Consider the following 25,622-nt stretch of genomic DNA (forward strand, 5'->3'; position numbering starts at 1 on the left):
CTTTTCGGACAGCTTTTTTTATGCTTCTTTATTGGCCAATTGCCCGCAAGCAGCATCAATATCTTTACCTCTACTTCTTCGCACTTTTACGATAATTCCGCTAGCTTCAAGTGCTTTTATGTATGCATTTATCGATTCTTCAGATGCTTGTTGAAATTCTCCATCATCGATTGGGTTGTATTCGATAAGATTCACTTTGCAAGGAACGTATTTGCAAAACTTCACCAAAGCATCTATGGAAGCTTTATTATCGTTGATATCTTTCCAAACTACATATTCGTAGGAGATTTTACTTTTGGTTTTTCGGTACCAATATTCTAATGATTCTCGTAAATCAGCCAAAGGAAAATTAGCACTAAACGGCATAATTCGAGATCGAATTTCATCGATTGCTGAATGTAGCGAAACGGCAAGTTTGAATTTCACATCATCATCCGCTAATTTCTTAATCATTTTAGGGACTCCCGAAGTCGAAACCATAATACGTTTAGGCGACATTCCTAAACCTTCCGGAGACGTAATCATTTCGATTGCTTTCAACACATTGTTATAGTTCATAAGCGGTTCGCCCATTCCCATGAAAACAATATTCGACAACGGATGATTGTAATACAAACGACTTTCTTTATCAATTGCAATTACCTGATCATAGATTTCAGCCGGTTCCAGATTTCGCATTCTTTTTAATCGCGCTGTGGCGCAAAAGTTGCAATCTAAACTACAACCCACTTGACTCGAAACACACGCTGTAGTTCTTGTATTTGTAGGTATCAAAACAGACTCTACCACTAATCCATCATGCAAACGAACGGCATTTTTTACGGTTCCATCTTCACTGCGCTGCATGGTATCTACTTTGATATGATTGATAACAAAATGCGTTTCCAGCATAGTTCGTGTTCCCTTAGAAACATTGGTCATATCCTCAAAACTATGTGCGCCTTTGCTCCACAACCATTCGTAAACTTGGTTCCCACGAAAGGCTTTGTCGTCATTAGCAACGAAAAAATCACGTAGTTGTTCTTTTGATAAGGCGCGTATGTCTTTTTTGTCGATTTCCATGGTGCAAATTTAATGACAATTTGTTGATTTGTTGATTTGATAATTTGATAACTTTATTCTCAATTGAAAAAAAATCAAAAAATACATTTCATTTCCTAAGAATTAGAAGATTGAAAATTAAAAAAAAACCAAAACACCAAACCTATCACAATAAAGAAACCTATTATAATTTTTTGTAAATTTGTGTATAAATACGTAAAAATGGGACTTCCAGAATTAAAACATAAAATCCAACTTCAATTAGATTTAGCAGATGAACGAGTACTTCGTATTGTATCCTCTGTATTTGATAATTATTTGAACGAAATTGTTTCTTACGATGCAAAAGGAAATGCCGTAACACTCTCTGAATATCATAACAAGGTTGAAGAAGGTTTAGACGATATTAAATACAATAGAGTAATTTCTCAAGAAAATCTCATTGAAGAAATGAAAACATGGAAAAATGAGTAATCCTGATTATCCAATTTTCTGGACTAAAAATGCAGAACTTGATTTAAAGGACATTTATCTTTCATTGAACAAAATTTTTCTCTCGCAGTTGCCTCCAAAGTTACCGACAAAATTTTCGAAAGTGTAAATTCAATAACTTTTCCTGATCAATTTCAAATTGATGAATACCGAATTGATTGCAGAAGAATAATTACACGAAACTACAAAATACTTTACCAATTCCATAACAATACAATTTACGTTATTAGAATATTCAATACTTTTCAAGACCCAATAAAAAGTTTAAAATAATGCATTTCATTTCCCAAGAATTAGAGGATTACATCGAGCAACATTCCGAAAGAGAACCTGCTTTACTGGCAGCGTTAAATAAAGAAACGTACCAAAAAATTCTATTGCCACGAATGTTGAGCGGGCATTTTCAAGGTCGGGTTTTGAGTATGTTGTCAAAATTGATTCGGCCTGTGAATATTCTTGAAATTGGTACCTATACCGGCTATTCAGCATTGTGTTTGTGCGAGGGCATGCAAGAAACCGGACAATTGCACACGATTGATATCAAAGAAGAATTAGTTGATTTTCAAAGAAAACATTTTGACAAATCACCTTGGGGAAAGCAAATTTTCCAGCATTTAGGAGAAGCAGTTGACATCATTCCAACATTGGACATAAAATTTGATTTGGTTTTTATAGATGCTGATAAAGAAAATTACCTCAACTATTTTGAATTGATTGTTCCAAAAATGAATAAAGGCGGGATTATTTTATCGGATAATGTGCTTTGGAGCGGTAAAGTTTTGGAGCCGTTACAACCGAATGATTTGAGTACAAAAGTATTGCTGGAATACAATCGATTATTAGCAACTGATTCAAGAGTAGAGACGGTTTTGTTGCCTATTCGTGATGGTTTGACAGTGAGTAGAGTTCTATAGTTTCAATATTTCTATTGAAAACAAATGCCCTAGCCCTGATAGAAGCGGCATCCTTTCTAGTCCTGAACCCTCAAGTTCAGGATTAGAAAGATACAGCGTAGAGCAGGAAAAAGCTCCTGAGCAATTCTAAAATTATTTTTGTGGAAAATATTTTTGTTGTGCTATTTTATATCCTTTGAAGATCAAAAATCCAAAAGTAAATCCGAACAAATAGCCTGATAAAATATCTAACGGGTAGTGTAATCCCAGATAGATTCTACTGTATGCAAAGATGAGCGGCCACAAGAATAGGAAGCCGAAATATTTGATTTTGTCTTTAAAACTAAAAAACAAAAATGTCGCAACTGCCATTGAATTTGCTGCATGTCCAGAGAAAAAACTAAATGAATTTCTGACTTGAACAATTCGTATAAAGGAATTGATTTCAGGATTATTGCAAGGGCGTAATCGTTGAAATCCATTCTTGAACAAGTTAGTTATTTGGTCAGTAAATGTAACTAAAACTGCTACAAAGAGTAATAAATACAAGGTTTGTTTAGCGCCAAGTTTTTTATAAATAACATACAAAAGGATTAAAAAAAGAGGAATCCAGTTGCTTTGTTTGGTAATAAATAACCAAAGTCCGTCATACGTTTCCGACCCTAATCCATTCAAAAAAACAAATAATTTTGTATCTAAAGAAAGTAATTTTTCCACCATTACATATGACGTTTTATAGGTCCTGCAACGTCTTCTATAATTTCTTTAGTAGCTTGAATTTGAGTGGTTGTATCTCCCAGTAAACTGTCTTTGGCTTTATTAATTTCTGAGGTGATATTTCCTGTTATATCAGTTATTTGAGAGGTATCTCCCAATAGATCATCCTTAGCTTTATTGATATGCGATGTGATATTTCCTCTGAAATCAGTTAATGTTTGTGTATCAAATCCATTAGCCTCAGCTCCTTTTTGAATCTCACTTTTTATGTCGTTTGTAGCATTTTTTAATTGCGCCATTGCTTTACCCATGGTGCGGGCTATTTCTGGTACTTTATCTGATCCAAAAAGCATGAGTACTATAAACATGATGAAAATTAACTCTCCTCCTCCTATGCCAAACATATTTCTTATTTTTTATTGCTACAAATATACCTAATTTTGAATCTTTGACTTTTAATTTTTTCATAAAAAAAAGACTCTTTTCAGAGTCTTTTTTAATTTTAGGTCTTTATTTAATCAAATTTAGACTTCACTTCTTCTTTAGGCCAAGCGTTATTGGTTACATCAATATCAGCTGTTTCTAATTTTGGATCTATCTGAATCTTTTTGATTGCTTTTTCAGTTGCATAAACTTTTTTAGCGGTATCATTGTTTTTTCTCCAAATTTGAGCTGGATATTTGAATGTTTCTTTCGTATCATCCTCGTAAGTCAATTCAACAATGATTGGCATTAACATTCCTCCTGGCTTATTAAACTCTACTTCATAGAAAAACTTAGGAGATTTTAATTTTGATTTTTCATCCGCAGAAAAGTTTTGGTTTACATACTCCGATAGTAAATTTACATCTGCAATTGCTAATGCTTTCTTATCTTTTGATGATAATTCTTCACTTGTTCCAGGAACTAAATATACGAAAGGTCCTTTTTCTTGTCCAAAACGTCCTCTTCTTACTACTGCGTCTTTCAATTCTTTTGTTGCAGTCTCAGATACGTAATATTGTTTTACTTCTTTCACTCCGATATCTACAAAATCAGTAGAGTAAAACCATCCTCTGAAAAACCAATCTAAATCTACTGCAGATGCATCTTCCATAGTTCTAAAAAAGTCTTCTGGTGTAGGATGCTTAAATTTCCATCTGTTTGCATATACTTTGAAAGCATGATCAAACAATTCTCTTCCCATAATCGTTTCTCTAAGGATATTTAAACCCGTTGCAGGCTTACCATAAGCATTAGCACCAAATTGAACTATCGTTTCAGAGTTTGACATAATTGGCTCCAAGAATTTTTGATCTCCACTCATGTAAGGAACAATTTTACTTGCCGGTCCACGACTTGAAGGGAAATTTGTTCCCATTTCTTGTTCAGCCATATATTGCATAAAGGTATTAAGACCTTCATCCATCCAAGACCATTGACGCTCATCAGAATTTACAATCATAGGAAAGAAATTGTGTCCTACTTCATGTATAACTACACCAATCATTCCGTTTTTAATACGTTCACTTGTCACACCTTTTTCATCAGGACGACCATAATTCCAACAAATCATTGGATATTCCATACCTTGATCTTCTGCTGAAACAGAAACTGCTTTTGGATAAGGATAGTCAAATGTGTGTGCTGAATAACTTTTTAAAGTATGCGCTACAGTTCTAGTTGACGTTTCTCCCCAAAGCGGATTACTTTCTTTAGGATAAACGGAAATTGCCATAACTGTTTTGTTCGTCAATTGAACTGCCATAGCATCCAGAATAAATTTTCTAGAAGTAGCAATACCAAAATCCCTTACGTTTTTAGCACTAAATTTCCATGTTTTTTTCTTTTCTGAAAAGCCTTTTTCACTTGCTTCTGCTTCCGCTTGAGTAACAATTACAACTGGTTTGTCAAATGATTTTTGAGCCAATTCATATCTTTTTACTTGCTCAGCAGTAAATACTTCACTTCTGTTCATCAATTCCCCTGTAGCTTCCATTACGTGATCTGCAGGTACGGTGATGTTTACATCAAAATTTCCAAAAGGCAACGTAAATTCTCCCGTTCCCCAAAATTGCATATTCTGCCATCCTTCAACATCATTATACACTGCCATTCTAGGATAGAACTGAGCAATTACATATAATTTATTTCCTTCTTTTTCGAACAACTCATAGCCTGAACGACCACCATCTTGTCTGTAATTATTAATATTATACCACCAATTGATCGAAAAAGTGAATTTTTCACCTGGTTTCATTGGAGTTGATAAATTAATACGCATCATGGTTTGATTGATCGAATAGGACAAAGGATTTCCTTTTACATCTTTCACGAACTCAATGTTAAAACCACGCTCTTGCTCTTGTTTCAAAAACTTATTTGCGAAGTTTCCAGCAGGAAAAACCTGTTCCATTCTTTGGCTTTCTGCCAATGGAGTTTGTGACGTTTTCGCAGCTTGATTTTGATCTAATTGAACCCATAAATACTCTAAAGTATCTGGAGAATTGTTATAATAAGTAACCGTTTCAGACCCTGTTAATTTAGATTCTTTATCATCCAGCTCTACATTTATCTTGTAGTCAGCTTGTTGCTGATAATAAGCCGGACCCGGAGCTCCAGAAGCAGTACGAAACATGTTAGGTGTTGCTAACAGATCATACATTTGGCTAAACTTATTGGTATCGTATTTTCCTGTTTGTTTTGGCGCAACAGGTGCTGTTTTTTCTTGGGCAAATAAAATTGCGGGAAGAAGTAATAATAATGTGAATTTTTTCATAGGTGGGAATCTGGTTATTCAGTGGGTGAAAATAATAATTTAAAACAAATTTTTCTAAATTTATTCATATTTTAACATTCCCTTGGATGTGGATTCTGTGAATAGTAATGTGTTTTTTACTCCAGCCACATTAAAATGCATAATATTCTGTTGCTCTGAATTTCCTTCTATGATAACGGTGTTGTAAATTTCGAGTGAATTAACTTTAAGGACTTCCTTAATACTTAAATAACAGATAAGTACATCCCCTTCCATTTCTTTACTTAAAAGATTCATGGACTTAGATTGTCCATTTATTTTTATGGAGAATTTTTCGCTTAAATACTTTTTCAACAAAATCAAATCTTCGTCTGTTTCTTTTTCGGAGCCTAAATTGATTTTTTTAGTATACTTTTTTCCAACAGCACTATTCAAATCATCAACAAAAATACGAGCGGTGATTTGAAGCATTTTCTTTTGAGGAGCGTAATTAACTTGGTATAATGCTACATAAAATTTATGTACACTAAATGAAGTCAACGTTAAAAAAAATAGGCCAAAAAAAGTAATTAAGATCGTTTTTTTCATTCAAAGATTCTATTTGTTTTTTTTATCGGAATATGGCATCGTCGTTCTTCAATCTTATTTGTATTCTGGAATCATGGCGATTTCATTTTTCAAAAGTAGTAATTCTTTTAAACTCTTCGTTCTTGGTAATTAAAAAATCAATTAGTAAAAATTCGTCTTCTTGTTTTAAAAGACTTTTTGATTTTGGATCATTTTCGCAATAATCCAGAAAAAGTCCAATTTCCTCATTTTTCAACTTCAATGTATTGATGAAGAAATACTTGTCAATTCCTTTAGAAACTACATCCGAGAAATCTACATTAGAACTCAAATCGGTTTTCTTTGCCGAATCATTTTTAAACACTTTAGAAACCATTTTGAATATTCTAACAAAATCCATTCCGTTTTCTATGCTACCATCCGATGGCATTGTTCTATTTACAGGGGAAGATTTCGCATCGTCAAAAAATTGCAGATCTACAATTCCCTGAGAATTTCCCGTTATTGGTTTTATTTCCGCTTTACGTTTAACAATAACTTCCTTCAAAAGCGTAGTTTGCATTTCTAAATTGACTATAAACAAAGGTTTTGAAAAATCTTTGTCCTGAATCACAATTTTTTTAGACTTGAAAGATGGGCTTGAAACTAACAATGTATCTTTGGCTTTCGCCAAAATATCAAAAAAACCTTGATCACTAATAAAGGTTTTCGTTTTTGAATTCAAATTAAAAACATACCCGTTGTCTACAATTGCCGTTTCATTTGTAAACTGACCATGTAGTGATTTCCTATTTTCATTTTGACCAAAAGAGATTTGGCAAATGAAAATCATGCACAATATTTTTATTGAAGTTTTCATTTTGGTTTCTGTTTTATTTACTTAGACCGGTTTGTATTTCATTGCTCAATAACTTAATATACTCCTCTGCCAAACCCACCATATAAAAAGAAATTTCCTCCTTATCCTGAAATTCTAACACCTTTAAAAAAGCTTCATGCTCTACCAGATAATATTTAAATCCACTTACATACGCGACAGGTATTCCTAATTGTGTTGTAAAATAATCCTGCTCATACCACTCAGAAATTATTTTAATTGATTTTTCTTTTTTCTCTAAAGCAACTAATTTTTTAAGTCGTTTGGTTCGCCCATTTATTTTATTGATCACTGGATCGAGAGGCATTACTCCGCCCAATAAATTTAGCAGCATAATGGGTTTAAAATCGCCTGCTGTCCTCAATCGTCTTTCTGCTGGTGTATAGTTTAAAGGAATCTTAGCTAAAATCCCCTGTGAAACTGCATTAATTGAATTCAAATTAACAATTACCTCTTTCAACTCCGTTACTTTAGAAGCCATTTTTATATTTAATACATCCAAAATCAAATCTTCTTCCTCGATTAACTTCCTGTGAATTTCAAGATTTACCGCTGTAAAAACCAGTACGTCATTGGCCTTAGCCAAAATAAAAAATTCTCCATCACTATTTGTGACAGCTGTTTTTTGGCTTACTAAATTTAAGATATTTATTCCACTTATATAAGCCGAATCGACTCTAATTTTGCCATGAAGGAGCTTTTCAGCAGCAGTTTGCCCAAAAGATATTTGGAACATTAAAAATAAAACCACCAGAAGAATTCTATTTATTTTCACCTGCAATAATTTCATTATAATTTTCGGCGAGCCTTACTATTAAAAACATGACCATTGTCTTATTTTTAGATCGCAAAGCATTTGCAAAACTAGTATCATCAATACAATAATATTGAAAACCTCTAATATAATCTGTGGGGATTTTTAAGGTTTCGATGTAATATTTATCTTCAAAAAGGACTTCGATTCTAGCTAATAATTGTTCTTTTTTTTCAATTACAATTTCCTTTTTCAGCATGGCTTTCCGACCTGAAATTGCATTCAGCAATCCATCGATACCGTTACCCGAAGTTGCCGTGTATAATTTCCTTTCGGCAGGTGTATATTTTTTTTGTCCATAAGGGATAATCCCTAAACTTTCTGCAGTGATGGTAGATTCATTCACTATTACTTCTTTCAAGATAATACTTTTAGGAATCATCTTTACCGTAATAACTTCCTGCAGCATATCCTGTTTGTCAATTTTCATTCGGAGACCTTCTAAATTAACGGCTGTAAACACCAAAACGTCGTTTTCTTTTCCTACTATAGTAAAGAAACCGTTCGCATCCGAAAAAGCAGTTTTATCCGTTGTTACATTCTCAATAGTAATGCGATCAACCGCAACAGAATCGGCGATAATTTTTCCTCGAAGCTCTTTTACATTACCCGTTTGAGCAAAAACAACTTGCACGAACAAAAAAACAATAAACTGTAGCGTAGTTTTAATTTTCACTTGCGATTATTTCTTTATATTTAGTTGCTAATTCTCCAATTAAGAAAGTAGTCATTGTAACATTTTTTGATTTTAAAATAGTCACGAATCTTTCGTTCTCAACAATATAATATTCAAATCCTTTAACATATTCAGAAGGTATTTTTAATGTATTTACAAAATAATCAATGGTAAACATATTCTCTAACTGCCTCATATAGGATTCTTTCTTTTCGACTTCAACTTCTTTTTTAAGCATTTTAGTCCTACCTGAAAACCAATTTAATAAAGGATCCGCTGAAATTGAACCGCCCATCATAGAGCCAGCATTAGCTGTGGCATTAAGATTACTGGCAGTATATAACTTTCGTTCTGCGGGAGTGTATATTTTTTGTCCCTTTGGAATTATCCCCATTGAAACCGCATTAATACCGCTCCTTACAATAACTTCGCGTAATTGATTTACTATGGGCATCATTTTTACAGTAAGCATTTCTTGTTCAAAATCCTTTTGGGTTAAGCCAATTCTAACTTCTTTAAACTGTCCTTCCGTGAATAATAATGTATCTCCAACTTTAGCCAATACAGAAAAATTTCCCTCTTTATCTGTAACTAATGCTTGCTCGCTTTTTAAGTTTATCACATAAATTCCCTCTAAAACAGAAACATCAGAAGTCACTTTTCCTTTCAATTTTATTCGAGAAGTTTCTTGTGCTACAACATTCGTTGCTACAAAAGCCAAATATAAGTACACAATTCTGATCATCCCTTTTTGAATCCGTTATTCATACCTCGTAAAAGTATCTTAATGCGTTCCAAATTAATTACTAATGGGTTGGTAAAAAAATGTTAATTAAAAATGTGAAATCAAAAAGGCTGATTTAATACCTTTAGCACAAATTATTCACTAAAAAATGAAAAATATACTAATCGCAAGTACTTCTACTCTTGCTAACCAGAATTATCTGGACTATTTATTACCTGAATTGCAATTGCATTTTCAAAACTGCAATACTATTCTTTTTATTCCTTACGCAAGACCCAGTGGCATTTCTCATGAGGAATATACCGCAATGGTAAGCTTGGCTTTCGCCAAAATAAATAAAAAAGTAATCGGAATTCATGAGTTTGAAGACGCTCCACAAGCAATAAAAAATGCAGAAGGAATTTTTACCGGAGGCGGAAGCACATTTGTCTTAGTTTCACAATTATACAAAAACAACAGTATGGAAATTCTCGCTGATGTGGTAAAAAATGGAACTCCGTATTTAGGAACAAGTGCAGGAAGTAACATTTGCGGATTAACGATGCAAACGACAAATGATATGCCGATTGTATATCCGCCAAGTTTTAAGACGCTGGGATTAATTCCTTTCAATCTAAATCCACATTATTTAGATCCTGACACCAACTCTGAGCACATGGGAGAAACTCGTGAAACCAGAATAAAAGAGTTTCATGCATATAATTCTGTACCTGTTTTAGGATTAAGAGAAGGAAGTTGGCTAGATGTAAAAGGAGACAATATCACTTTGAAAGGCGATTTGACAGCACGCCTGTTTAGAGAAAATCAAGCACCCGAAGAACTGGTAAGCGGAACTGATTTAAGTTTTTTAAAGTAGTCCCAAAATAAATGATAAAAAAAACCGAAACTATTAAGTTTCGGCTTTAAAGAGCGAAAGACGAAGCTTCCCGTATCTCTTCGTTCACGGGATATCCCGAAGCTTCGGGACTAGCACAACCTTAAAATAAAAAACCTCAAACAAAAGTTTGAGGTTTTTGGAGCGAAAGACGAGGCTCGAACTCGCGACAACCAGCTTGGAAGGCTGGAGCTCTACCAACTGAGCTACTTTCGCATTATAACAGTAAAATAAAATTTCAAAATAAATTTGAAACTTAGAGCGAAAGACGAGGCTCGAACTCGCGACAACCAGCTTGGAAGGCTGGAGCTCTACCAACTGAGCTACTTTCGCATTAACAACGGTGCAAATATAATTAATAAGTTTGCTTGAATGCAAGTTTTTTTCTTAAAAAGTCTGAATCTTACCGCTTGAATCTTTTTTAATAAAGAGGATTCAAATCATAAAGAATTTAATATGAAAATATTATACCTTTATAAGACATAAAAAAAACTTTGAAAAAATAATGCAAAACATTGAACAAATAGTTGCTTTGGATACATTTTCTGCAAGAAATCCTATACTTCGGGTTGAAAAAAACGATAAAAAATTGTCGTTTTGATGGAGGTTCTTTAGAGATTACTCTTCATTTTGATTTGTATGACACAAAAATCTGTAAGAGTTATTTCTTTATTCGAAGTAAAAAACGATTTATTTACTGCAGAAAAACAGTATCAAAAAAGGGATTTGGAGAAATATTGTATGGACCAAAATTCAAATTTAGTTAGGTTCAATAGTACGAAAGAAGCCATTAGATTCTATTAAAAAAAATATCAAGTCATAAAGGATTGCCTTCTGAAATATAAAGGAGTTGGAGAACACATTATCATATTTAAAAAATTGAATGATGAAAACGTTGATTCTAATACTATTAATCTGTGCAACTATTAGTTGCAAAAAGGAAAAACTAAAAAGTGAGGTAATCTTGAAAAGTGACTTTTCTAATCCTTATGTTCTACCTAAAGATAAATCTATTAGAATTGACTCTACCTTGCTATCTTCTTTTAACAGTAAAACACTTTCCGATTTTTACAAATCCACTAATTACAGAACGACTTGGCAATCTGTGGATAGTAAAAAAATAATTTTAGCAGCACTCCTTAAATCTGACGAGGAGGGATTAGATCCAGAAGATTACAATGTAAAAACATTAATTGATTTTGAAAAAAAATCAGCAACACTTAACGATGCAGATTTGGCTAAATATGATATTTTACTGACCGAAAGTTTTCAAAAATACATCTCACATTTAACAACCGGAACATTAAATCCAAGAGAACTATATAAAAACTGGGATTTAAAAGAAAACTTTATTGATATAAACGAAACCTTGACGGATTTACTCAACAACGATTCCTTAGCAGATAAAATAGAGCAATTAAAACCCAATCATATTGTTTACAAAAGATTAAAAACAGCACTGAAATTAATCAACACTTTTCCTAAAGATAATTTTAAAGCATTAAAAATCGCAGAAATAATTTCTCCAAACGATACCAATCCCTCTATAATTGACATTAAAAAAAGATTGATCTACTGGAAAGAATTACAACCTCAAGACAGCTTAACATCCATTTACGATGAAGAAACAATGCTTGCCATAAAAAAATTTCAAAATCGTCATGGCTTAGCCGCGGATGGAATAATTGGACCCGCTACAATTGCCTCTCTCAATTTTTCTAAAAAACAACGAATACAACAAATCATAGTCAATCTAGAGCGCTGGAAATGGTATCCAAAAGAAATGGGTAAAGAATATATCATCATTAATATTCCCGACTACAGATTGACATTAATCAAAGACAAAGACACACTAAGGTCTCATAGAGTTATTGTAGGGAGAGCGAAAAGGAAAACACCAATCTTATCATCTAGACTAACTCAGGTTGTTTTTAATCCAACTTGGACAGTTCCTCCAACCATTTTGCGAGAAGATGTTATTCCTGCCATTTTAAAAAATAGAAGCTACTTAGCTGAATCAAATATTAAAATATACGATCGCAATGAGGGAATTGTAAGCCCTTACGAATGGCACCTATCGCAAGCCAAAAGCTATCGTTATGTGCAAAGTCCAGGAACTTTTAATTCGTTAGGAATGGTTAAAATTATTTTCCCAAACCGCTTTTCTGTTTATTTACACGATACCAATCACAGAGATTATTTCGGCAAAATAAATCGTTCGTTGAGTTCCGGTTGTGTCAGAGTAGACAATCCACTAGAGCTAACAGAATATTTACTGAATGATTCCCTAAATTGGAATCTGGAGAAAATTACAGAAATCCTACAAAGCGAAAAAACAAAATTTGTAAAAATAAAAAAAGAAGTTTCCTTCCAATTATTATATTGGACTGCTTGGAGCGAAAACAACAAACTGATTTTTAGAGACGATATTTACAATCTAGATGCCGATTTATATACTAAACTAAGAAATTGATTGTGCTCCAAATTTAGAAACTCTTGAAGGATGATAAATAAAGAAACATGATTTGTTTTTTATCGTACTGATAATTTCTTTAGACAATTCAACAGGCACAGCAGGACAACCTTGACTTCTTCCTAGTCTGTGATTGTTTTTGATAAATGAATTAGAAACATAATCAGCAGCATGCATCACAACACCTCTTGCTCTTGCATTGTCATTAACTCCTTTTTCTAAACCATCTAATTTAAGTGACATTCCATGTTTGCCATTGTAAATCTCTCCAGTGACATAAAAACCTAAACTGCTTTTATACGATTCAGCTGAATTTGAAAAATTAGAAGCAAATTCATTGCCTGTATTTCTACCATGAGCAACAAGGGAATGAAACAATATATCTCCAGTTAGTAAGTCAATTACCCAAAGTCTTTTGGTATTCGAAGACAAACTGAAATCAATTAAGGTTAAAACATCTTTCTTAATTAATCCTTTTTCTTTCAACGAATAATACCCTTTCAAAGCTTCTGCAAAGCTTTCTAACTTAGGTAAAGCAAATTTATCAGAATGCAAATTGTTGTATGCCATTTCGATTTTGGCATCAACACTAGACTCTACCGTTTTAGCATAAACTACTGGTTTAAAATTATTTGGCTCAGGAATGATTGTTTTGCTAGAAGAGAAAGAAAAAAGCACAAACAAAATAGTAGGAAATAGATTATAAATCATTGATTATCTTTAAGTTATAAATTAATTCGGGTTTGCAAACGTACGTCAAAAAATAAGAATCAAAACATTTTTAACAAAATTTTAGTTCATTTACAACGAAAAACTTGATGGGATATTGAGTGAAAAATCATAAAAAACACCATTTCTATGTTAATTTTGTTATTTTTGTTTAGAATCAATCCCAATTTATGTCAAAATTACATTCTATAGCTTTATTTTTTTTAATATTCTTTAGCCATACTGTTTATAGCCAAAAAAAAACACTTCAAGCAAAATCAATCACTGAAAACATAACAATTGATGGGAAGGTAAACGAAAAAGTTTGGGAAACAGCTTCAGTTGCTTCCGATTTTATAATGTTTGAACCTGATAATGGAAAACCTATAAGCAATGATAAAAAAACAGAGGTAAAAGTACTGTACGACAACAACGCAATTTACATATCAGCATTGCTTTATGACAATGAACCGTTAAAAATTCAGAAAGAAATAACAAATAGAGATGTTTTTGGAGTTTCAGATCACTTTTCAGTTTACATCAATGGTTTCAATGATGGCCAACAAGATTTTAGGTTTTTTGTAAGTGCTGCGGGAGTCCAAATGGATTGTTTAGCAATTGAAGATTCTGAAGATTTTACTTGGGATGCCATCTGGGACAGCGAAGTAACACTCACTGAATTTGGCTGGGTCGTTGAAATAAAAATTCCTTATGCCGCTTTACGATTTTCAAAATCCGATAAACAAACTTGGGGTTTAAACTTCATGCGTGAAATCAAGCGCGATGTCCAAAAATACACTTGGAATAAGATTGACACTAAAATTGGCGCTGTTATTCCGCAAGCAGGAATTCTTCAAGGAATCGAAAGTATACAAACTCCTACCCGACTTTTCTTAATTCCATATTCATCTGCTTATTACCAACAAAGTGATATTGGTTCTGATACTACTTTAAAAGCTGGATTAGATATAAAATATGGAATAAACGACTCCTTTACATTAGATGCAATTTTAGTCCCTGATTTTGGGCAGACAAAATTTGACAATGCTATTTTGAACTTAGAGCCTTTCGAACAACAGTTGGAGGAAAACAGACCATTTTTTACCGAAGGAACTGATTTGTTCAGCAAGGGAAATCTATTCTATTCCCGAAGGATTGGTGGAGCTCCAAGTACCGAACCAGCAACCGCATCAAATGAAGAAATAACTAATTATCCTAGTACGGTAGATTTATTGAATGCCGTTAAAATATCTGGCCGTACAGAAAAAGGGTTGGGTATTGGATTTTTGAATGCCGTTACCGAAAAGACAAAAGCAACTATTTTAAATAATGACACTGGTGAAGTGAGAAAAGAGGTCATTGAGCCGCTAACTAATTACAATATGTTAGTATTGGATCAGCGTTTCAACCAAAACTCATCCGTTACATTTGTTAATGCAAATACCACCAGAAATGGAAGTTTTAGAGACGCGAATGTTTCTGGATTACTATTCGATTTAAACACAAAAGAAAACACGTATAACTTATACGGAGATTTTAAATACAGTACTATCAATACCGTTGAAGATTACGATGGCTATAAAGCAGAATTGAATTTCAGAAAAACTAGTGGGAAATACCGATATTTACTTTCTGGAAAATATGTTTCAGAAAACTATGATGTAAATGATTTAGGAATTATTTTTTATACTAATTACCATAATGCTTACGCCAGTGGCAGTTACAGAATCGTTAACCCAACAAAAACTTTCAATACATTCAGAGTGAACCAATTTGTCAATTTGGAAATCGAAAACAACACCGGAAAACTGCAAACCGGCGCTATTGGTACTGAAATTAAAGCAACAACTTTAAAGAATGACTATTTCGAATTTGTCTTAGAAGCCACACCGTTTAAAACTTTCGATTTTTACGAACCTCGTGAATATGGAAGATATGTCTTTATTCCTGAAAAAATTTTTACTGCTATAAATTTCACATCAAATGAAAACAATGCTTTTTCTATAATTATTCAACCTTCATTCACAAAATACAATGAGGATGGCCGAGACAATTACGGTCTTTATTTAGGTCCAAAATACCGATTCAACGATAGACTTTCTATCGCATTCGCAATGGATTATATCAACCAAAGTAATTATCGAGGCTGGGTTGATTCTAATGAAACTGGGGTCATTTTTGCCGAACGTAATCGAGAAATATTTCAAAATGATCTTACTGGAAAATATTCCTTAAACAATAAAATGACCATCAATCTTACGGCACGTTATTATTGGTCGTATTCTAAAAATCATGAATTCTTCACCTTACAAAACAACGGCTATTTAACTCCTAACAGTACTTACACACAAAACAAAGACCGAAATTTCAATTCTTGGAACTTCGATCTATCGTATTCTTGGTGGTTTGCTCCAGGAAGCGAAATCTCTATTTTGTATCGTAATTATGGCTTAGAAAGAGCTGACGTAGTCGAAAAAGATCTATCAAAAAATATTAAAAGTATTTTTAACAGCGATCTTACCAATGTACTTTCTATAAGCATCCGTTATTTTATTGATTACAATGCTGTGAAAAATAAATTTTAATTTTAAATCAAACTGTAACATTCAATTAAAAATAGAGTCTATTAACTCAAACTATTCGGTGGATTGGTAATTTCTCCTTTTGAAGCTTTCTGGTTTTTATAATTTTTGCATCAATCAACCAATCAATCGCTTCATGAAAAATCAGTTATTACTTTGTTTTCTATTTCTATCTGCTTTTGGCTACAGCCAAAAAAAAGTCTTACAAACTAAATTCATTTCGGAAAAAATTGAAATCGACGGAAAATTAGATGAGAATACATGGCAAACCGCTTCAATAGCTAATGATTTCATCATGTTTGATCCGGACAATGGCAAAGCTATTCCAGAAAATAAGAGAACAGAAGTAAAAGTCTTATACGATAACGACGCCATATACATTGGAGCCTTGATGTATGATGACAATCCAGATAAAATTTTAAGAGAAATCACCCAAAGAGATAATTTTGGTACTTCTGACCTTTTTGGAGTTTTTATAAATGGCTTTAATGATGGACAACAAGATTTTCAATTTTTTGTCAATGCAGCAGATGGCCAAGCCGATTGTATTACCACAGATACTAATGGAGAGGATTATTCTTGGGATGCCGTTTGGAAAAGCAAAGCATTAATTACAGATAAAGGATGGGTTGTTGAAATGAGAATTCCATACGCCGCATTGCGTTTTTCTGCCGAAAATAAACAAACCTGGGACTGAATTTTTTTAGAGAAATAAGACGAGACCGACAAAAATTTACTTGGAACTTCATCGATTCAAAACTAGGAACATTTACCCAACAAACAGGAGTTCTCGAAGGAATTGAAAACATAAAACCTCCTACTCGACTCTTCCTTTTGCCTTATTCTTCCTTTTATGTAAATGCTGACTCGAAACAAAAAACATATGGAACGCTCAAAGGCGGATTGGATTTAAAATATGGAATAAACGACGCTTTTACGCTAGATATGATTCTGATTCCTGATTTTGGACAAACAAAATACGATGATCAAATCCTTAATTTAGGACCATTCGAACAACAATTTAACGAGAACAGGCCTTTTTTCACAGAAGGAACGGATTTGTTCAGCAAAGGGAATTTGGTTTATTCAAGACGAATTGGGGGAAACCCAATCAATTATCCAACCGCTGGTGCAGATGAAGAAATTATAGACAATCCGGCTAGTGTCAATCTTATCAATGCTTTAAAAGTTTCTGGAAGAACTAAGAATGGATTAGGAGTTGGTATCTTAAATGCTGTTACCGAAAAAACAACTGCTACAATTAGAAATAATAACACACAAGATGTCCGAAAAGAAGTTGTTGAACCACTCGCAAATTATAATGTTTTGGTACTGGATCAGCGCTTTCGCAAAAATTCCTCCGTTGCATTTGTAAATACGAATGTGACTCGGAACGGAAGTTTTAGAGATGGAAATGTTACAGCTTTAGTTTGGGATTTAAACACTAAGAAAAACACCTACAACCTTTCTGGAGATTTCAAATACAGTTATATCAATGATGTTGAAGATAAAAAAGGGATTAATTCCCAATTAAATTTCTCTGAAACCAGTGGAAAATACCGTTATGGTTTTGGTGCTAACGTAGCTACAAAAGATTTTGACAATAATGATTTAGGAATCAATTTTGAAACTAATTATTACAGTTTATATGGGAATACAAGTTACAGAATCCTTAATCCGACTAAGGTGTTTAACAGCTTTAATGCTTACCTAAACCTTTACTCACAGTTTCAAAAAGAAACAGGTAAAATTCAATCCAGCAATATCAATTTTGAGATAAATTCTAAAAACAAAAAAAATCACTTTTTTGGAATTGGGATTGATGCCAATCCATTAGAAACATTTGATTATTACGAACCTAGAACGGCCGACAGATACGTTATAAAACCAACTAAAATAGGAGGTTATATATATGTTTCCACTAATTACAATAATAGTTTTGCCATCGATGTAAATCCTTCTTATGCTTTTTTTGATGAGTCAGGAAGAAATTCCTATGGTTTTTCTATTGGTCCAAGATATCGTTTTAATGATAAATTATCACTGAATTACAACTTCAATTTTTTCAGACAAAATAATAATAAAGGATACATTGACAGCATTAATGACGACCTGAATTCGGCTACGCCAAACACAATAGTTTTTGCCAATAGAAACGTAATTACGTATTCGAATACGCTTTCTGGAAAGTATTCATTGAACAGCCAAATGACATTTAATATTTCGTTGCGTCAATATTGGTCATATGCCGAAAATAAAAATACTTTATCATTAGAACAAAACGGAAGACTTGCTGATTTTACAGGATATACAACTAATAAAAACTCGAGTTTTTATTCCTGGAATGCTGACTTGTCCTATTCTTGGTGGTTTGCTCCCGGAAGTCAAGTTTCTGTTTTATATCGAAATAATGCTGGTGCATTTGAAAGAGACATCAATAAAGAATTTAGGGACAATGTTACTAATCTATTGAATAACGATGCATTGAGTCATGTTTTCTCAATAAGTGTGCGCTATTTTATAGATTACAATCAAGTTAAGAATAAATTCTAAATGCATTAATTTTAAAAAAGACAACTTTCCACAACAAAATAATCATTATTTGTTATTGTTAACCTCCGAATGTATAATAGTGATTTCCATTCATTCGAACATTTTTAGAAATACTTTATCTTTGTTTAAAATATAGTATAATGAACAAAAAAGTAATTCTTATGATTTTGGACGGTTGGGGAAAATCTCCTGACCCTAAAGTATCAGCAATTGATAATGCCAATGTGCCATTTATTAACAGTTTATATAGAAATTTTCCAAGCGCCCAACTTAGAACAGACGGTTTAAATGTTGGACTTCCTGAAGGACAAATGGGAAACAGTGAAGTAGGACACATGAATCTTGGTGCTGGTAGAATTGTTTATCAGGATTTAGCCAAAATTAACCTTGCCGTTGCGCATGACACTTTAGCAAAGGAACAAGTTTTAGTTGATGCCTTTACTTATGCTCGAATAAATAATAAAAAAGTACACTTTTTAGGTCTGGTTTCAGATGGTGGTGTACACTCGCATACTTCTCATTTACGCGGCTTGATTGACGCGACACAACAACACGGATTACAAAAAGTTTTTGTCCATGCCTTTACAGATGGTCGTGACGTAGATCCAAAATCCGGTAAACATTATATTCAGGATTTACAGGATTATATTGCTAATACTACCGTAAAACTGGCTTCAGTTGTGGGACGTTATTATGCAATGGATCGCGATAGACGCTGGGAAAGAGTAAAACTCGCTTACGATTTATTGGTAAACGGTACTGGAACACATTCAACAAATGCTGTTGCTTCCATCGAAGAAAGTTATGAAGTTAATGTAACCGATGAATTTATTCATCCAACAGTTATTGTTGATGAATATAACCAACCATTAGCCACAATTGAAGAAGATGATGTCGTTATTTTCTTTAATTTCAGAACAGACAGAGGAAGAGAATTAACGGAAGTATTGACTCAAATGGATTGTCATGAACAAAACATGCACAAACTCAATTTGTATTATGTCACGCTTACTAATTATGACGAAACCTACCAAAACGTAAAAGTCGTTTACAACAAAGATAATATTACGGAAACTCTTGGTGAGGTTTTAGAAAAAGCCCACAAAAAGCAAATTCGTATTGCTGAAACGGAGAAATATCCTCACGTGACTTTCTTCTTTTCTGGTGGAAGAGAACAACCTTTTATTGGCGAAAGCCGCATCTTGAAAAACTCTCCAAAGGTTGCCACTTATGATTTACAACCAGAAATGAGCGCCTTTGAATTGACAGAAGCTTTAATTCCTGAATTGGAAAAAGAAGAGGTAGATTTTGTGTGTCTTAATTTTGCCAACGGCGATATGGTGGGACATACCGGAATTATGAGTGCAGCGATACAAGCCTGTGAAGCGGTTGATAAATGCGTTGAAAGAGTAATTACAACAGCATTAGCACACAATTATACGACTATTGTAATTGCAGATCATGGGAATTGTGAGACGATGATTAATCCTGACGGAAGTCCAAATACAGCACACACTACAAATCCTGTCCCAATTATTTTAGTAGACAAAGACTTAAGAGTGATTCATGATGGAGTTCTTGGCGATATTGCTCCTACTATCTTAGAATTAATGGGAGTAGAAAAACCAGAAGTAATGACTTGTCATTCTTTACTTTAAATAAAATCAACTACCAATATTTGAATTAAAAGCTACTCCAAACGAGTAGCTTTTTTTATAAATAAAAGTTAAAATCTCATTATTGATAGTAATACTATTATATTTGCATAAAATATTATCAATTATGGATACAATACTATCTAATTTAAAAATACAAGTCAACGAAAAAATCTACGTTAAGGATCCGGAAACGTCTCCTTTAGGTAAAAAAATTATAGAACAAAGTATCCTTTTGATAAACGAAATTGGATTCGATAATTTCACCTTCAAAAAGTTAGGAGAAAAAATTGGTTCCAATGAAAGCTCGATTTATCGTTACTTTGAAAACAAACATAAATTATTGGTTTATTTATCCTCTTGGTATTGGAGCTGGATGGAATATAAACTGGTTTTTGCTACGACAAATATTTTGGATCCAACCGAAAAATTAAAAAAAGCAATCACTATTGTAACTGAAAAAGTTACTGATGACGCGAACACTGATCACATCAATGAAGCTATTTTGAATAAAATTATCATTGCTGAATTTACAAAAACAGTACAAACGAAAGAAGTGGATCAGGAAAATAAGGAAGGTTTCTTTCTGATTTATAAAAGGGTAATCAATAGAATTGTAGGTATTATAAAAGAAGTTAATCCTGAATATCCTTTTGCTAAATCACTAGTTTCTACTATTGTTGAAGGTAGTTTACACCAACATTTTCTGACTGAACATTTAAAAACGATTACCGATTGTAATGAATCCGTGAGTACCACTGAATTTTATCTAAATCTTACAACGAATGTCCTTCGATAAACTAAAAAAACTACTATGACTCCATTAAAACGTTTTTACAACTTACTTGAATTAGATAAAAAAGATGTTTATCAAATATTTTTCTATGCCATTTTTGCCGGATTAATAAGCTTGTCTTTACCATTAGGTATTCAGGCTATCATCAACTTTATACAATCTGGAAGAGTAAGTGCCTCTTGGATTGTTTTAATTATTTTGGTGATTTTTGGTGTTGCATTAGTTGGAATTTTATCCTTGATGCAATTGCGAATCACTGAAAATTTACAACAGAAAATATTCGTTCGCGCTTCATTTGAATTTGCAGCCCGTTTGCCAAAAATAAAAATGGATCAATTGTACAATTCCTATCCACCGGAATTAGCCAATCGATTTTTTGACACAATGACCATCCAAAAAGGAACTTCCAAACTGTTAATCGATTTCTCGGCGGCACTGTTGCAAATTGCTTTTGGAGTAATTTTACTGTCGTTATACCATCCTTACTTTATTATTTTTGGAGTACTATTATTTTTTCTTTTGTATTTTATTTTCCGATTCTCTTTTAAATCTGGTCTAGAAACAAGTTTGAAAGAATCGAAATTCAAATATAAAGTAGCAGGCTGGTTACAAGAATTAGCTCGGAATAATTATAGTTTCAAAAATGACCTTCACTACAATTTTGGACTCCAAAAAAACAACAATATAGCGGCTGCTTACTTGAATTATAGAGAAAAACATTTCAATGTTATTAAAAGACAATTTACTCAATTAATCATTTTTAAAATTTTAATAACTGGTGGATTATTATCTATTGGGGGCTTTTTGGTACTTTCAGAACAAATGAATATTGGCCAATTCGTAGCGGCAGAAATCATTATTTTATTAGTTATAACCTCTGTCGAAAAAATCATCATTGGACTTGAAACATTCTACGATGTACTGACCTCCATTGAAAAAATTGGTCAAGTGACTGACATGGAATTAGAGGACGACACCGCTTTTAGCAGCGATACTTGCTATGCTAATATATCTTTGGAAATAGAAAATCTTACTTTTAAATTTCCGGACTCCAAGAAGGAAATATTGAGTAATTTATCCCTTAAAATAGAACAAGGAGAAAAAATAGCGATTGAAGGTCCTAATGGTTCTGGAAAAACAACTCTAATTCGCATATTGTCCGGATTATTACAACCTACATCCGGTACTTTTTACATTAATGACGATACGTACAGAAAAATCAATCTGAAACAATATCGTTCCCAAATTGGCGGTATTATTCAAGGTGAAACGCCATTTGAAGGTACTCTGTTAGAAAACATTACGTTCAATGACAAGTCAATTAGTTCTGAAAATCTAAAATGGGCTATTGAGGGCGTACAACTTTCGAGCTTTGTAAAAACGATGCCGAAGGGTTTAGAAACACACATCTTCCCGGAAGGCAAGCAATTATCATCTTCCGATGCTGAAAAAGTACTGTTGGCTAGAAGTATCATACACAAACCAAAAATCCTTTTTTATGAAGATCCTATGGACATGATGGACATTAAAGTTGCTAATGAAATAATTGATTTCCTTACATCCGAAAAGAATAACTGGACGATAATAGTTTCCTCAAAAAACCCATATTGGAAAACCAAATGCAGTCGCATCATCACTATGGAAAATGGTACTATTCAACTTGATTTAAAAAATAAATAGTTATGCTAAACATATCTGACAATAAAACAAAACTGCCGCCATTAGATCGTTTTAGTACGGTGAAAAACTTGGTCAACAGACCTCACTATAAAATTTTGAATAAAATTATTGTAGGGGTTTCAATTATTGGTGTAATAGCACTTTTCCTGCCCTGGACACAAAACATTTCAGGTAGCGGAAGCGTTACCACATTAAGACCTGACCAAAGACCGCAGTCCATTCAGAGTGTGATTTCTGGTCGACTTGAAAAATGGTATGTTCAGGAGGGCGATTTTGTAAAGAAAGGCGACACCATCCTATTCATTTCGGAAATAAAAGAGGATTATATGGATCCGAATTTAGTTCAAAACACCAAAAATCAAATAGATGCAAAAAAACAATCTTTACAATCGTATGGTTCAAAAGTAAGCACGCTTACCGGCCAGATACAAGCCATCGAAAGAGAAAAAGTTTTGAAACTGGAACAAGCGCAAAATAAAATCAAACAATCAGTTTTGAAAATAAAGAGCGACAGTATCGATTTAGTTGCCGTAAGAACCCAGCTAAAGATAGCCAATACACAATACAATCGTTCTGTTCAATTGAATAAGGAAGGACTGAAACCACTTACTGATATTGAAGAGAAAAGACTGAAGTTACAAGAAGTGGAAGCGAAAATTATCACTCAGGAAAATAAATACTTAACCAGTAAAAACGAGTTTATCAATGCTAAAGTTGAGATAAACAGAATAAGTGCGGAGTATGCAGAAAAGGTCTCAAAAGCTAATAGTGACAAATTTACAGCACTTAGCAGTCAGTACGACACTGATGCACAGGTAAACAAACTTGAAAATCAATATGCAAATTACAGCATTAGAAACGGAATGTATTATATCAAAGCATCGCAAAACGGCTACATCAACAGGGCTTTGCAGTCCGGAATAGGAGAAACCATAAAAGAAGGAACACCAATTGCAACCATAATGCCTTCAAAATATGATATTGCAGTAGAAACTTTTGTAAACCCAATTGACCTTCCGCTGTTACGCAAAGGAGAAAAAGTCAGAGTTTGGTTTGATGGATGGCCTACAATTGTATTCTCCGGATGGCCAAACATGTCGTACGGAACTTTTGGTGGTAAAATTGTTGCCATTGAAAATTTCATTAGCGTCAATGGAAAATATCGCGTATTAATTTCGCCTGACGATAGTGGTGATAAATGGCCTGAGCAACTGAGTATAGGAGCTGGAGCACAAACTATTGCATTGCTAAATAATGTACCTGTTTGGTTTGAATTGTGGCGATCCTTAAACGGATTCCCTCCTAATTATTACAAACCAGCGGTAAAACCAACAACAGATAAAAAATAATGAAACAACTATTTTTAGCATTTTTATTTTTGGGTTTTGCTGCAACAGCCCAAGATATCACCTCAAAAGAACTTAGCTACAACGAGTTTCTGGGCTATGTAAAAAAATACCATCCGCTCGTGAAGAATGCCAACTTGGAAATCAATAAAGCGCAAGCTAATTTGATGATGGCTCGCGGTGGTTTTGATCCAAAAATTGAAGTGGATTTTAGTAAAAAACAGTTCAAAGACAAGGAATATTATTCCATTTTAAACAGCAGCTTCAAAATACCAACTTGGTACGGAATCGAGATTAAAGCGGGATTTGACAATAGTGAAGGTGTTTATTTGAATCCCCAAAACACACTTCCCAATCAAGGATTAACTTCGCTGGGCGTAACGGTTCCGCTTGGACAAGGTTTATTTATTAATCAAAGGATGGCTGATGTTCGAAAAGCAAAAATGCAAATGCAACTAAGCCAATCCGAAAGAAAACTACAAGCTATTGCCGTGCTATATGATGCTTCCTTGGCTTATTTTAATTGGAAGAAAAACTTCAATGAAGTGCAATTGTATGAAGAATATAACAAGAATGCACAAATTAGGTTCAAGGGAATTCAGTCGTTAATCAATCAAGGAGATAAACCTGCAATAGACAGTGTAGAAGCCGGAATTATTGTAAAAAATAGGAAACTAAGCTTGGAAGATTCGAATTTGAAATTGGCTAAAGCCAAATTAGAACTCGCTAATTTTCTTTGGTTAGAAAACAATATTCCGCTGGAATTATCCGATGAATTGATTCCTGAAACCCAATTGGAATTCACGATTCAGGAAAGCTTAAAAACGAATGATTTATTGAACACTGATTTCTCCATCGCCAATCATCCAAAAATTAATGCGTTACAAAGTAAAATTGATATGCTAAATGTGGAAAAGAAATTAAAAGCCAACATGCTCTTACCAAAAATTGATGTCGGTTACTCCTATATATCAGAACCCAGTTATATTGATAACTATCAGTTTGAGGATTATAAAATTGGATTGGATTTTTATTTTCCTTTGTTTCTTCGAAAAGAACGCGGTAGTCTGAAATTAGCAAAGTATAAAGTACAGGAATCTGAATTTACATTGGATTTAGAAAAAGTGCAGTTGACCAATAAAATCAATGCCCAAAAAATGGAAATGGAGTCATTGCTCAGACAAAAGGAGCTGATAAAAGGTTTGGTTCAGGACAATCTCACTATGTTAAACTCAGAGGAAAGATTATTTTCTTTTGGTGAAAGTTCCTTATTTTTAATCAATACACGAGAGAATAATTTAGTCAGCGCTCAGCTTTCTAAGATTGCGCTAGAGAATCGTTTTTACGTCTCAAATTCAGAGCTTTTTAAAATTATGGCTAATCCGGATTAAATAAT

The 25,622-nt window shown here is 33.3% G+C and carries 21 protein-coding genes, 2 tRNA genes and 1 pseudogene; 12 read left to right on the forward strand and 12 right to left on the reverse strand.

Features of this window, described 5'->3' with window-relative positions; genetic code table 11:
• Window positions 1-18 precede the first annotated feature (18 nt).
• Entirely contained in the window at window positions 19-1,062 is a 1,044-nt protein-coding gene (gene rlmN, locus ACXX80_RS02680) for a dual-specificity RNA methyltransferase RlmN (RefSeq protein ID WP_458551877.1), read from the reverse strand.
• A 201-nt stretch (window positions 1,063-1,263) separates the two neighbouring features.
• On the opposite strand from rlmN, the gene ACXX80_RS02685 reads away from it, so the two are divergent.
• The 3 genes from ACXX80_RS02685 to ACXX80_RS02695 all read left to right on the forward strand — a co-directional run bounded on the left by ACXX80_RS02685 (window position 1,264) and on the right by ACXX80_RS02695 (window position 2,447).
• The gene (locus tag ACXX80_RS02685) at window positions 1,264-1,515 is read left to right on the forward strand and encodes a hypothetical protein (RefSeq protein WP_458551878.1); all 252 of its coding nucleotides are present in this window, start codon (window positions 1,264-1,266) and stop codon (window positions 1,513-1,515) included.
• A gap of 63 nt (window positions 1,516-1,578) precedes the next feature.
• Window positions 1,579-1,806, forward strand: coding sequence for a type II toxin-antitoxin system RelE/ParE family toxin (locus tag ACXX80_RS02690; protein WP_458554069.1), 228 nt, complete (start codon window positions 1,579-1,581; stop codon window positions 1,804-1,806).
• On the forward strand, window positions 1,806-2,447 hold the full coding sequence (locus ACXX80_RS02695) for an O-methyltransferase (protein ID WP_458551879.1): 642 nt from the start codon (window positions 1,806-1,808) through the stop codon (window positions 2,445-2,447). Before ACXX80_RS02690 ends, ACXX80_RS02695 begins: the two co-directional genes overlap by 1 nt.
• Before the next feature lie 132 nt (window positions 2,448-2,579).
• Here ACXX80_RS02695 and ACXX80_RS02700 read toward each other — a convergent pair whose 3' ends face one another.
• The 8 genes from ACXX80_RS02700 to ACXX80_RS02735 all read right to left on the reverse strand — a co-directional run bounded on the left by ACXX80_RS02700 (window position 2,580) and on the right by ACXX80_RS02735 (window position 9,559).
• The gene (locus ACXX80_RS02700; protein WP_458551880.1) at window positions 2,580-3,146 is read right to left on the reverse strand and encodes a phosphatase PAP2 family protein; all 567 of its coding nucleotides are present in this window, start codon (window positions 3,144-3,146) and stop codon (window positions 2,580-2,582) included.
• The gene (locus tag ACXX80_RS02705; protein WP_458551881.1) at window positions 3,146-3,547 is read right to left on the reverse strand and encodes a twin-arginine translocase TatA/TatE family subunit; all 402 of its coding nucleotides are present in this window, start codon (window positions 3,545-3,547) and stop codon (window positions 3,146-3,148) included. Before ACXX80_RS02705 ends, ACXX80_RS02700 begins: the two co-directional genes overlap by 1 nt.
• A 110-nt stretch (window positions 3,548-3,657) precedes the next feature.
• Window positions 3,658-5,901, reverse strand: coding sequence for a M1 family metallopeptidase (locus ACXX80_RS02710; protein WP_458551882.1), 2,244 nt, complete (start codon window positions 5,899-5,901; stop codon window positions 3,658-3,660).
• A 60-nt stretch (window positions 5,902-5,961) separates the two neighbouring features.
• Window positions 5,962-6,468, reverse strand: a complete 507-nt coding sequence (locus ACXX80_RS02715; protein ID WP_458551883.1) for a DUF6702 family protein — start codon at window positions 6,466-6,468, stop codon at window positions 5,962-5,964.
• An 82-nt stretch (window positions 6,469-6,550) separates the two neighbouring features.
• Complete coding sequence (gene bamP / locus ACXX80_RS02720) at window positions 6,551-7,306, reverse strand: BamP family beta-barrel-assembly machinery protein (RefSeq protein WP_458551884.1); 756 nt, start codon at window positions 7,304-7,306, stop codon at window positions 6,551-6,553.
• Between the two features lie 13 nt (window positions 7,307-7,319).
• Window positions 7,320-8,099: a peptidase associated/transthyretin-like domain-containing protein gene (locus tag ACXX80_RS02725; protein WP_458551885.1), complete on the reverse strand. Its 780-nt coding sequence runs from the start codon at window positions 8,097-8,099 to the stop codon at window positions 7,320-7,322.
• Window positions 8,086-8,814, reverse strand: a complete 729-nt coding sequence (locus ACXX80_RS02730; RefSeq protein WP_458551886.1) for a hypothetical protein — start codon at window positions 8,812-8,814, stop codon at window positions 8,086-8,088. The genes ACXX80_RS02725 and ACXX80_RS02730 overlap by 14 nt, the downstream gene beginning before the upstream one ends.
• Window positions 8,804-9,559, reverse strand: a complete 756-nt coding sequence (locus ACXX80_RS02735) for a hypothetical protein (RefSeq protein ID WP_458551887.1) — start codon at window positions 9,557-9,559, stop codon at window positions 8,804-8,806. The genes ACXX80_RS02730 and ACXX80_RS02735 overlap by 11 nt, the downstream gene beginning before the upstream one ends.
• Window positions 9,560-9,707: 148 nt before the next feature.
• On the opposite strand from ACXX80_RS02735, the gene pepE reads away from it, so the two are divergent.
• The gene (gene pepE, locus ACXX80_RS02740; RefSeq protein ID WP_458551888.1) at window positions 9,708-10,415 is read left to right on the forward strand and encodes a dipeptidase PepE; all 708 of its coding nucleotides are present in this window, start codon (window positions 9,708-9,710) and stop codon (window positions 10,413-10,415) included.
• Window positions 10,416-10,573: 158 nt separating this feature from the next.
• Here the strand turns inward: pepE and ACXX80_RS02745 are convergent.
• A tRNA-Gly gene (locus ACXX80_RS02745) sits at window positions 10,574-10,649 on the reverse strand.
• A 44-nt stretch (window positions 10,650-10,693) separates the two neighbouring features.
• Window positions 10,694-10,766: transfer RNA gene (locus ACXX80_RS02750), tRNA-Gly, on the reverse strand.
• Window positions 10,767-11,316: 550 nt separating this feature from the next.
• Between ACXX80_RS02750 and ACXX80_RS02755 the strand changes: the two genes are divergently transcribed.
• Window positions 11,317-12,906 (forward strand): L,D-transpeptidase family protein, encoded by a 1,590-nt coding sequence (locus tag ACXX80_RS02755; protein WP_458551889.1) that lies wholly within the window; start codon window positions 11,317-11,319, stop codon window positions 12,904-12,906.
• On the opposite strand, the gene ACXX80_RS02760 is transcribed toward ACXX80_RS02755, so the two are convergent.
• The gene (locus ACXX80_RS02760; protein WP_458551890.1) at window positions 12,895-13,617 is read right to left on the reverse strand and encodes a murein L,D-transpeptidase catalytic domain family protein; all 723 of its coding nucleotides are present in this window, start codon (window positions 13,615-13,617) and stop codon (window positions 12,895-12,897) included. The two genes, ACXX80_RS02755 and ACXX80_RS02760, sit on opposite strands and share 12 nt — an antisense overlap.
• A 188-nt stretch (window positions 13,618-13,805) precedes the next feature.
• Here ACXX80_RS02760 and ACXX80_RS02765 point away from each other — a divergent pair, with 188 nt between their 5' ends.
• The 7 genes and pseudogenes from ACXX80_RS02765 (at window position 13,806) to ACXX80_RS02795 (ending at window position 25,617) form a co-directional block, all read left to right on the forward strand.
• Window positions 13,806-16,199, forward strand: a complete 2,394-nt coding sequence (locus ACXX80_RS02765) for a DUF5916 domain-containing protein (protein WP_458551891.1) — start codon at window positions 13,806-13,808, stop codon at window positions 16,197-16,199.
• Between the two features lie 133 nt (window positions 16,200-16,332).
• Window positions 16,333-18,749 (forward strand): annotated as a pseudogene (locus tag ACXX80_RS02770) (DUF5916 domain-containing protein).
• A gap of 140 nt (window positions 18,750-18,889) precedes the next feature.
• Window positions 18,890-20,407, forward strand: coding sequence for a 2,3-bisphosphoglycerate-independent phosphoglycerate mutase (gene gpmI / locus ACXX80_RS02775; protein WP_458551892.1), 1,518 nt, complete (start codon window positions 18,890-18,892; stop codon window positions 20,405-20,407).
• Between the two features lie 124 nt (window positions 20,408-20,531).
• The gene (locus tag ACXX80_RS02780) at window positions 20,532-21,203 is read left to right on the forward strand and encodes a TetR/AcrR family transcriptional regulator (RefSeq protein WP_458551893.1); all 672 of its coding nucleotides are present in this window, start codon (window positions 20,532-20,534) and stop codon (window positions 21,201-21,203) included.
• A 15-nt stretch (window positions 21,204-21,218) separates the two neighbouring features.
• A complete protein-coding gene (locus tag ACXX80_RS02785) occupies window positions 21,219-22,880 on the forward strand; it encodes a peptidase domain-containing ABC transporter (protein ID WP_458551894.1) in 1,662 nt (553 codons plus the stop codon).
• Window positions 22,881-22,882: 2 nt separating this feature from the next.
• Window positions 22,883-24,229 (forward strand): HlyD family secretion protein, encoded by a 1,347-nt coding sequence (locus tag ACXX80_RS02790; protein WP_315206643.1) that lies wholly within the window; start codon window positions 22,883-22,885, stop codon window positions 24,227-24,229.
• Window positions 24,229-25,617: a TolC family protein gene (locus ACXX80_RS02795; protein ID WP_458551895.1), complete on the forward strand. Its 1,389-nt coding sequence runs from the start codon at window positions 24,229-24,231 to the stop codon at window positions 25,615-25,617. The genes ACXX80_RS02790 and ACXX80_RS02795 overlap by 1 nt, the downstream gene beginning before the upstream one ends.
• Window positions 25,618-25,622: the final 5 nt, after the last annotated feature.

The organism is Flavobacterium sp. GNP002 (assembly GCF_054343795.1).

What these genes read in the sequence shown, in the direction of transcription:
- ACXX80_RS02700 (WP_458551880.1), bottom strand. Translation starts at nt 3,146, where the DNA reads ATGGTGGAAAAATTACTTTCTTTAGATACAAAATTATTTGTTTTTTTG.
- ACXX80_RS02790 (WP_315206643.1), top strand. Translation starts at nt 22,883, where the DNA reads ATGCTAAACATATCTGACAATAAAACAAAACTGCCGCCATTAGATCGT.
- pepE (WP_458551888.1), top strand. Translation starts at nt 9,708, where the DNA reads ATGAAAAATATACTAATCGCAAGTACTTCTACTCTTGCTAACCAGAAT.
- rlmN (WP_458551877.1), bottom strand. Translation starts at nt 1,062, where the DNA reads ATGGAAATCGACAAAAAAGACATACGCGCCTTATCAAAAGAACAACTA.
- ACXX80_RS02780 (WP_458551893.1), top strand. Translation starts at nt 20,532, where the DNA reads ATGGATACAATACTATCTAATTTAAAAATACAAGTCAACGAAAAAATC.
- ACXX80_RS02755 (WP_458551889.1), top strand. Translation starts at nt 11,317, where the DNA reads ATGATGAAAACGTTGATTCTAATACTATTAATCTGTGCAACTATTAGT.
- ACXX80_RS02735 (WP_458551887.1), bottom strand. Translation starts at nt 9,559, where the DNA reads ATGATCAGAATTGTGTACTTATATTTGGCTTTTGTAGCAACGAATGTT.
- ACXX80_RS02705 (WP_458551881.1), bottom strand. Translation starts at nt 3,547, where the DNA reads ATGTTTGGCATAGGAGGAGGAGAGTTAATTTTCATCATGTTTATAGTA.
- ACXX80_RS02760 (WP_458551890.1), bottom strand. Translation starts at nt 13,617, where the DNA reads ATGATTTATAATCTATTTCCTACTATTTTGTTTGTGCTTTTTTCTTTC.
- ACXX80_RS02795 (WP_458551895.1), top strand. Translation starts at nt 24,229, where the DNA reads ATGAAACAACTATTTTTAGCATTTTTATTTTTGGGTTTTGCTGCAACA.
- ACXX80_RS02695 (WP_458551879.1), top strand. Translation starts at nt 1,806, where the DNA reads ATGCATTTCATTTCCCAAGAATTAGAGGATTACATCGAGCAACATTCC.
- ACXX80_RS02785 (WP_458551894.1), top strand. Translation starts at nt 21,219, where the DNA reads ATGACTCCATTAAAACGTTTTTACAACTTACTTGAATTAGATAAAAAA.
- ACXX80_RS02715 (WP_458551883.1), bottom strand. Translation starts at nt 6,468, where the DNA reads ATGAAAAAAACGATCTTAATTACTTTTTTTGGCCTATTTTTTTTAACG.
- ACXX80_RS02685 (WP_458551878.1), top strand. Translation starts at nt 1,264, where the DNA reads ATGGGACTTCCAGAATTAAAACATAAAATCCAACTTCAATTAGATTTA.
- ACXX80_RS02710 (WP_458551882.1), bottom strand. Translation starts at nt 5,901, where the DNA reads ATGAAAAAATTCACATTATTATTACTTCTTCCCGCAATTTTATTTGCC.
- ACXX80_RS02765 (WP_458551891.1), top strand. Translation starts at nt 13,806, where the DNA reads ATGTCAAAATTACATTCTATAGCTTTATTTTTTTTAATATTCTTTAGC.
- bamP (WP_458551884.1), bottom strand. Translation starts at nt 7,306, where the DNA reads ATGAAAACTTCAATAAAAATATTGTGCATGATTTTCATTTGCCAAATC.
- gpmI (WP_458551892.1), top strand. Translation starts at nt 18,890, where the DNA reads ATGAACAAAAAAGTAATTCTTATGATTTTGGACGGTTGGGGAAAATCT.